This is a genomic window from Streptomyces purpurogeneiscleroticus (assembly GCF_020024005.1).
Lineage (GTDB): Bacteria > Actinomycetota > Actinomycetes > Streptomycetales > Streptomycetaceae > Streptomyces > Streptomyces purpurogeneiscleroticus.
Map to the genome: position 1 here is coordinate 1 of NZ_NHSG01000045.1, position 6,619 is coordinate 6,619.

At 69.4% G+C, this 6,619-nt stretch carries 8 protein-coding genes; 3 read left to right on the forward strand and 5 right to left on the reverse strand.

Annotation, left to right across the window (positions count from 1 at the left end; genetic code table 11):
- From CCS38_RS01265 to CCS38_RS01275, 3 genes are all read right to left on the reverse strand, one after another.
- On the reverse strand, positions 1-413 hold a 413-nt coding region (locus CCS38_RS01265), incomplete at its 3' end, for a DUF6114 domain-containing protein (protein ID WP_223731307.1).
- Positions 404-1,024, reverse strand: a complete 621-nt coding sequence (locus CCS38_RS01270; RefSeq protein ID WP_223731308.1) for a DUF6230 family protein — start codon at positions 1,022-1,024, stop codon at positions 404-406. The genes CCS38_RS01265 and CCS38_RS01270, both read right to left, overlap by 10 nt.
- Before the next feature lie 277 nt (positions 1,025-1,301).
- On the reverse strand, positions 1,302-2,534 hold the full coding sequence (locus CCS38_RS01275; protein WP_223731309.1) for a cytochrome P450: 1,233 nt from the start codon (positions 2,532-2,534) through the stop codon (positions 1,302-1,304).
- A 258-nt stretch (positions 2,535-2,792) separates the two neighbouring features.
- On the opposite strand from CCS38_RS01275, the gene CCS38_RS01280 reads away from it, so the two are divergent.
- A complete protein-coding gene (locus tag CCS38_RS01280; RefSeq protein WP_223731310.1) occupies positions 2,793-3,962 on the forward strand; it encodes a steroid 3-ketoacyl-CoA thiolase in 1,170 nt (389 codons plus the stop codon).
- Positions 3,963-4,119: 157 nt separating this feature from the next.
- Here CCS38_RS01280 and CCS38_RS01285 read toward each other — a convergent pair whose 3' ends face one another.
- Entirely contained in the window at positions 4,120-4,278 is a 159-nt protein-coding gene (locus tag CCS38_RS01285) for an Arc family DNA-binding protein (protein ID WP_223731311.1), read from the reverse strand.
- A 29-nt stretch (positions 4,279-4,307) separates the two neighbouring features.
- Here CCS38_RS01285 and CCS38_RS01290 point away from each other — a divergent pair, with 29 nt between their 5' ends.
- The gene (locus CCS38_RS01290) at positions 4,308-5,534 is read left to right on the forward strand and encodes an RNA-guided endonuclease InsQ/TnpB family protein (protein ID WP_223731312.1); all 1,227 of its coding nucleotides are present in this window, start codon (positions 4,308-4,310) and stop codon (positions 5,532-5,534) included.
- A gap of 47 nt (positions 5,535-5,581) precedes the next feature.
- Positions 5,582-6,175 carry a DinB family protein gene (locus CCS38_RS01295; RefSeq protein WP_223731313.1) on the forward strand — a complete coding sequence of 198 codons (594 nt, stop codon included), beginning with the start codon at positions 5,582-5,584 and terminating at the stop codon, positions 6,173-6,175.
- Between the two features lie 59 nt (positions 6,176-6,234).
- Here CCS38_RS01295 and CCS38_RS01300 read toward each other — a convergent pair whose 3' ends face one another.
- Positions 6,235-6,591, reverse strand: coding sequence for an aggregation-promoting factor C-terminal-like domain-containing protein (locus tag CCS38_RS01300; protein WP_223731314.1), 357 nt, complete (start codon positions 6,589-6,591; stop codon positions 6,235-6,237).
- Positions 6,592-6,619: the final 28 nt, after the last annotated feature.

Consider the following 6,619-nt stretch of genomic DNA (forward strand, 5'->3'; position numbering starts at 1 on the left):
GCGGCCGGCAGGGGCTGCCACGCGAACATCAGGGCGCCGCCGAGGATGCCGAGCACAGTGCCGATCAGGAAGCCGCCGAGGTTGGACATGACCAGCGCGGCGGCCGCCAGCAGGACGGTCAGTACGCCTGCCAGCCCGCGGTACTGCGGCGCGACCCAGGCGGCCAGGCCCAGCACGATCATCACCAGCCCGAGCAGCACGGACGGGATGCCGGCGATGCCCTGCTGGAGCATGATTTTCAGCGGGGCGAGCGGGAGCACGCAGATCTCGGCGCCCGCCAGGACCGTGGCCAGCCCGCCCCAGAAGGGGCGGCCCTTGCGCCAGCGCCACCAGGCGGACCGCGGGCGTGCCGGGTCGTCGGCCGGTCGCCGGGCCGTCGGTCGCCGGGCCGCGGGTCGCCGGGTCAGAAGCATTCCTTCTTACCCTTGCTGATCTTCATGCTCAGGCCGGAGAGCTTGAAGGTGCCCGCGTTGGTCGCCCACGCGGTCTGCTTCAGGTCGGTGATGTGCACGTCGTCGGCCTGCTGCGCGAACGCGTCCTGCATGCCCTGCGCGTCGGCCGGCCCCTTGTCCAGCGTCGAGGCGTCCCGGCCGATCTCGATGTTGTTGAACGACGCGTTTCCGGAGAGCTGGGTGGCGTCCACGTAGAGGTTCTCGGCCTCGACGGGCTTGCCGCCCTTGCCCGCGGTCAGGTTGAGCGAGATGTTGCCCAGTACGGGCAGCTCGGTGACCACCGACTGGCAGAGGTTGTTCAGTTCCGCCTTCTTGATGGCGGTCACCGCGACCGGCAGCAGCTCGCCGCGGGCGTTCGTGTCCACGCCGCCGTACTGCGCGAAGCCGTCCCCGTCGAGGCTGCTCGCCGAGACCTTGAACTGCTGGCCCGATACGGCGAAGGACGCCGCCAGCGCCCCGTTGGCCAGGGCGATGGCCAGGGCCGCCGTGCCCGCGAAGGCCGGGACGGCGAGCACGGCGAACTTCCGTGCGCTGACGCGTCCCGTGACCGGTCTGCCGTGTGCGTCTTTCATGGCATATATCCCCTTCGATGCGTGCGTGATCGATGAGTGGGGGGAGCGAAGAGCGAGGCGCGTGGGGAGAAAGGCGAGTGCGGCGGGTCGAGCCGCGAGCCTGGTGTTACCGCCGGTGTTACTGGCGAGTTGAGTTGAATGTAAGTGCGCCAGTAGGTGTTGGCAAGGTTGCGCGGCAGACGGTTTTCCGCCAAAAGGAAGGGCGGTGGCTGCCGGGATCCGGCGGCCACCGCCCTTACAGGGGACGGGAGTTGCTCGTACGCGCAGGGTGCGGGAGTCACCCGTAACTGACCCGTAGCTCCTTCACCCCGTTGAGCCATGCCGAGCGCAGCCGCCGCGGGTCACCGGTCAGCGCAATGTCCGGCAGGGTGTCGGCGATGGCGCGGAAGATCAGGTCGATCTCCAGGACCGCGAGGGACTTGCCGAGGCAGAAGTGCGGGCCGCCGCCACCGAAGCCCAGGTGCGGATTGGGGTCGCGGGTGATGTCGAAGACCTCGGGCCGGTCGAACACCTCGGGGTCGTTGTTGGCCGACGCGTAGAAGATGCCGACCCGCTGGCCCTCCTTGATGTCCGCGCCGCCCAGCTCGGTGTCGCGGGTGGCGGTGCGCTGGAAGGAGACCACCGGGGTCGCCCAGCGCACGATCTCCTCGGCCGCGGTGGCCGGCCGCTCCCTCTTGTACAGCTCCCACTGCTCGGGGTGGGTGAGGAAGGCATGCATGCCGTGCGTGATCGCGTTGCGGGTGGTCTCGTTGCCGGCCACGGCCAGCAGCAGCACGAAGAAGCCGAACTCGTCGCTGCCGAGATTGCCCTCGTCCTCCGCGGCCACCAGCCGGCTGACGATGTCCTGCGCCGGGCACTCCTTGCGCGCCGCCGCGAGGTTCATGGCGTACGAGATGAGCTCCATCGCCGCGTTGGTGCCGACCTCTTCGGTGATCGCCAGCTCGGGGTCGTCGTACGCGATCATCTTGTTCGACCAGTCGAAGATGCGGGACCGGTCCTCCTGAGGGATGCCGATCAGCTCGGCGATGGCCTGGAGGGGCAGCTCGCAGGCGATGTCGGTGACGAAGTCGCCGCGGCCGTTCTTCTTCGCCTCCGCGACGATCCGGGTGGCGCGCTCGCGCAGCGCGTCCTCCAGGGCGCGGATGGAGCGGGGAGTGAAGCCGCGCTGGACGATCTGGCGGACCCGGGTGTGCTCGGGCGGGTCCATGTTGATCATGATGAGCTTCTGGACGTCGATCTGGTCGCGGGTCATCGACTCGTTGAAGCGGATGATCGCGGTGTTGCGGTTCGTCGAGAAGACGTCCGGCCGGGTGGAGACCTCCTTGACGTCCGCGTGCCGGGTCACCACCCAGTAGCCGTCGTCCTCGAAGCCCGCGAGGTTGTGCGGCTGGGCGTTCCACCACACGGGCGCGGTCCGCCGCAGTCGGGCGAACTCGGGGAGGGGTACGCGTTCCTGGTAGACGTCGGGATCGGTGAAGTCGAACCCGTCGGGCAGCGCGGGACAAGGCATCGGCGACTCCAGGTCCGGGTTGTGTCCGGCTTGCCTGCTTGTTCCGACGAGCTCGTCCTGACGAGCCATCAGAATCTGTCGCGAAGGTAGTAACGAGTTCTACAAGTGGCAAGGCTCACGCGGGAAATGGTTGCGGGTGCGGCCGACGCAGCACTCTTGCGCGGGCGCGTGTGGCTCGTGAGACTGGGCGCGGAACTAGAACGCGTACTAGTTCTGCCCGGGTGTCGGACCGCCCGGACAGCCAGGAGAGGACGAGTCATGGCCGCTGAACCCGTCATCGTCGAAGCCGTCCGCACGCCGATCGGCAAGCGCGGGGGCGCGCTCGCCAATCTCCACCCCGCCTACTTGCTGGGCGAGACGTACCGCGAACTCCTGGCGAGAACGGCGATACAGCCGGACTGCGTCGAGCAGATCGTCGGCGGGACGGTCACCCATGCAGGCGAGCAGTCCATGAACCCGGCCCGGAACGCCTGGCTGGCCGTGGGTCTGCCGTACGAGACCGCCGCGACCACCGTGGACAGCCAGTGCGGCTCCTCCCAGCAGGCCAACCACATGGTCGCCAACATGATCGCGGCCGGGGTCATCGACGTGGGCATCGGCTGCGGCGTCGAGGCGATGTCCCGGGTCCCGCTCGGCAGCGGCTCCAAGCACGGCCCCGGCAAGCCCTTCCCCGACGAGTGGCACGTCGATCTGCCCAACCAGTTCGAGGCGGCCGAACGCATCGCCCGTAAGCGCGGCCTGACCCGGGAGAACGTCGACGCGCTGGGCCTGATCTCCCAGGAGCGGGCCGCGCAGGCATGGGCCGAGGAGCGCTTCAAACGCGAGACGTACGCGGTCCAGGTGCCCACCACCGAGGAGGAGCAGGCGGCCGGGCAGGGCATGTGGCGGCTGGTCGACCACGACGAAGGGCTGCGCGACACGAGCATGGCGGCGCTCGCCGGGCTCAAGCCCGTCATGCCCACGGCCGTCCACACGGCGGGCAACTCCTCGCAGATCTCCGACGGGGCCGCCGCCGTGATGTGGGCGTCCAAGCGGATGGCGCGGGCGCTCAAGCTGAAGCCGCGGGCGCGCATCGTCGCCCAGGCGCTGGTCGGCGCCGATCCGCACTTCCACCTGGACGGCCCGGTCGACGCCACACGGGCCGTCCTGGGCAAGGCCGGTATGTCCCTCAAGGACATCGATCTCGTCGAGATCAACGAGGCGTTCGCGTCCGTCGTCCTGTCCTGGGCGCAGGTCTTCGAGCAGGACCTGGAGAAGGTGAACGTCAACGGCGGAGCCATCGCCCTCGGCCACCCGGTGGGCGCGACCGGGGCCCGGCTCATCACCACCGCACTGCACGAACTGGAGCGCGCAGACAAGGAATTCGCCCTGATCACGATGTGCGCGGGCGGCGCACTGGCGACCGGGACGATCATCCAACGGCTGTGAGGGGCGGCCGGCGATGGCGCGAGACCTGCCGCTTCACGGTGACCGGCGGCCGTTGTCAGTGGCGTCGGCCACCGGAGATCCCCGAGGATGCCTCGGCCTCCCAAGGTCAGGGAGGAATCGACCCCCGGAGCAGAGGGCAAGGAAAGGCGAATCGCCGTCAGGGTGATTCGTCGTCTGCCGGGACATCGCCGCGCCCGGCCTCAAGTCGGTGGACGATCTCGGAGTTGAGCGACCTGTGGGCGCGCTTGGCCTCGGCGGCCAGCCATTCGTGAAGGTCGGCGGGCAGGCGGAGCGTGATGCGTGCTTCATGGTCCATGACCTCAAAGGTAGTGTCAGAATGGTGTCATGACGACACCGCAGACGGGTTCGGGCAATGCCGGGTGCGCCCGGTACACCTACCGGCTTCGCGTGTCGTCGACCGCCCGTACAGCACTGCTCGCAGAGTGGAACCGGTGCCGCTGGGTGTGGAACGAATGCGTCGCCAAGTCCCGGCAGGTGTACGCCCACAACCGGGCGCACCCCGGAGATAAGCTGACCTGCGGTCCGGCGCAGCTCGACAAGATGCTGACCGAGGCCCGCGCCAAGACGTCGTGGCTTCGCGAGGGCGCGTCGGCGCCGCAGCAGCAGACCATCCGGGACTTCGCCAAGGCCCGGTCCAAGGCTCTCAAGGACATCGACAAGCGCCTGCCGATGCGGCAGCGCGCGGGGATGCCCAAGCCGAGGAAGAAGCGGGAAGCGCTCCCGACCTTGAACTACACCACCCGGGGCTTCCGGTTGAAGGATGGCCGTCTGTACCTGGCGGGCGGCTTCGTTCTGACCGTGGTGTGGTCGCGTGAGTTGCCGTCGGCTCCCTCGTCGGTGCGGGTGTACCGGGACAGCCTGGGTCACTGGTACGCATCGTTCGTCGTCGCAGTCCAGACGCAGCCGCTCCCCGCGACCGGCGCCGTCCTCGGCGTGGACTGGGGCGTCAAGGAGACCGGCACCACCACATCGGACGCCCACGACCTGCCGCACGCCCAGCACGGAAAGGCTGCGGCACAGCGCCTCTCCCACTACCAGCGGATGATGGCCCGCCGTAAGCCCACCCGTGGACAGTCTGCGTCCAAGGGCTACCGAAGAGCGCAGCGGCAGACCGCGAAGCTGCGCAAGAAGGTCGCCCGACAGCGGCAGGACACCGCCCGCAAGTGGGCGAAGCGCGTGGTGACCGACCACGACGCCATCGCCGTGGAGAATTTCCGGCCGCGGTTTCTGGCGAAGTCGACCATGGCCCGCAAAGCGGCCGACGCGGCGATCGGTGCCACGAAAGCGGCCCTGATCGAGATGGGCCACAAGCACGCGCGGGACATTCGCCTCGTGAATCCCGCGCACACCACCACGGACTGCGCATCGTGCGGAGCGAGAACCAAGCACGCACTTCCTCTTTCGGAACGTACCTACACCTGCACCGCGTGCGGAGTCGCATCCCCCCGGGACAAAAACTCCGCACGCGTGATGCTGGTCCGGGCTGGTCTCAACCCGGCTGGTGCCGAGGGCGTAAGACCTCTGGGAGCGCTGCTCCCGGAGGCAGCCTGAGCCAGGAATTCCCTCCTTCGGGAGCGGAAGGGCGTCAAACTCCTGCCATGACGACACAACCGACGGAACCAGAGCACACAGCCGCGGCGGGGCAGCCCGCCATTCCCCCGGAGAACCTCCCGCCGGTCTGGGCGGGGCAGGACGAGCGCCCGGCTCCGCCCCTCGTCGGTGACGAGCGCGAGATTCTCACCTCGTTCCTGGACTGGCACCGCAGGACCTTCGAGCTGAAGTGCGCCGGGGTGGAGCCCGAGCGCCTCTCCGAGAAGAGCGTCCCGCCGTCCGGGCTGAGCCTGCACGGCCTGATCCGCCACCTCGCCGGCGTCGAGCACTGGTGGCTGCGCGTGCAGTTCGCGGGCGAGCGGGACGACTTCCCGTACTACTCCGACGACCATCCCGACCAGGACTTCGAGATGCTGGAGGGGGACGTCGAGGAGGAGCTCGCGTTCTGGCGCGCCGAGTGCGCGCACTCCCGCAAGCTCGTCGCCGCCGCGCCCTCGCTGGACGCGACCGGCACCCATGCGGCGAGCGGTCAGCCGGTTGCGCTCCGCCGCATCCTGGTGCACCTCATCGCCGAGTACGCCCGGCACAACGGCCATGCGGACCTGCTCCGCGAACGCCTCGACGGCGCGACCGGGGTCTAGGACCCGGTCGCGCCGTCGGGGGGAGAGGGAGAAGCGGCGTCAGGGGGAGCCGCTCGCGCTCAGTACCAGTTGTGGGACTGCCAGAACGACCAGGCGCCGCAGGGGCTGCCGTAGCGCTCGTTCATGTAGTTCAGGCCCCACTTGACCTGGGTGGCGGGGTTGGTCTTCCAGTCCGCGCCGGCCGAGGACATCTTCGAGGCGGGCAGCGCCTGGACCAGGCCGTATGCGCCGGAGGAGGCGTTGGTGGCCTGCGGGTTCCAGCCGCTCTCGCGCTCCACGATGTTGCTGAAGCACTGGAACTGCTGCGCGTCCGGGATCTGCTGGTGCGCCGCGGCCCGGGCATCGCTCGTGCCGGCCCGCTCGGCGGCCTGCGCGGGGGTGGCGGCGAAGGCGGCCGTGGCGGCGCCGAGCGCCACGGCACCGACGGCGGCGGCGCCTGCGGCC

Bases quoted from the DNA above. Each gene is read 5' to 3' on its own strand.
- CCS38_RS01270 (WP_223731308.1), bottom strand. From the start codon at position 1,024: ATGAAAGACGCACACGGCAGACCGGTCACGGGACGCGTCAGCGCACGG.
- CCS38_RS01275 (WP_223731309.1), bottom strand. From the start codon at position 2,534: ATGCCTTGTCCCGCGCTGCCCGACGGGTTCGACTTCACCGATCCCGAC.
- CCS38_RS01280 (WP_223731310.1), top strand. From the start codon at position 2,793: ATGGCCGCTGAACCCGTCATCGTCGAAGCCGTCCGCACGCCGATCGGC.
- CCS38_RS01285 (WP_223731311.1), bottom strand. From the start codon at position 4,278: ATGGACCATGAAGCACGCATCACGCTCCGCCTGCCCGCCGACCTTCAC.
- CCS38_RS01290 (WP_223731312.1), top strand. From the start codon at position 4,308: ATGACGACACCGCAGACGGGTTCGGGCAATGCCGGGTGCGCCCGGTAC.
- CCS38_RS01295 (WP_223731313.1), top strand. From the start codon at position 5,582: ATGACGACACAACCGACGGAACCAGAGCACACAGCCGCGGCGGGGCAG.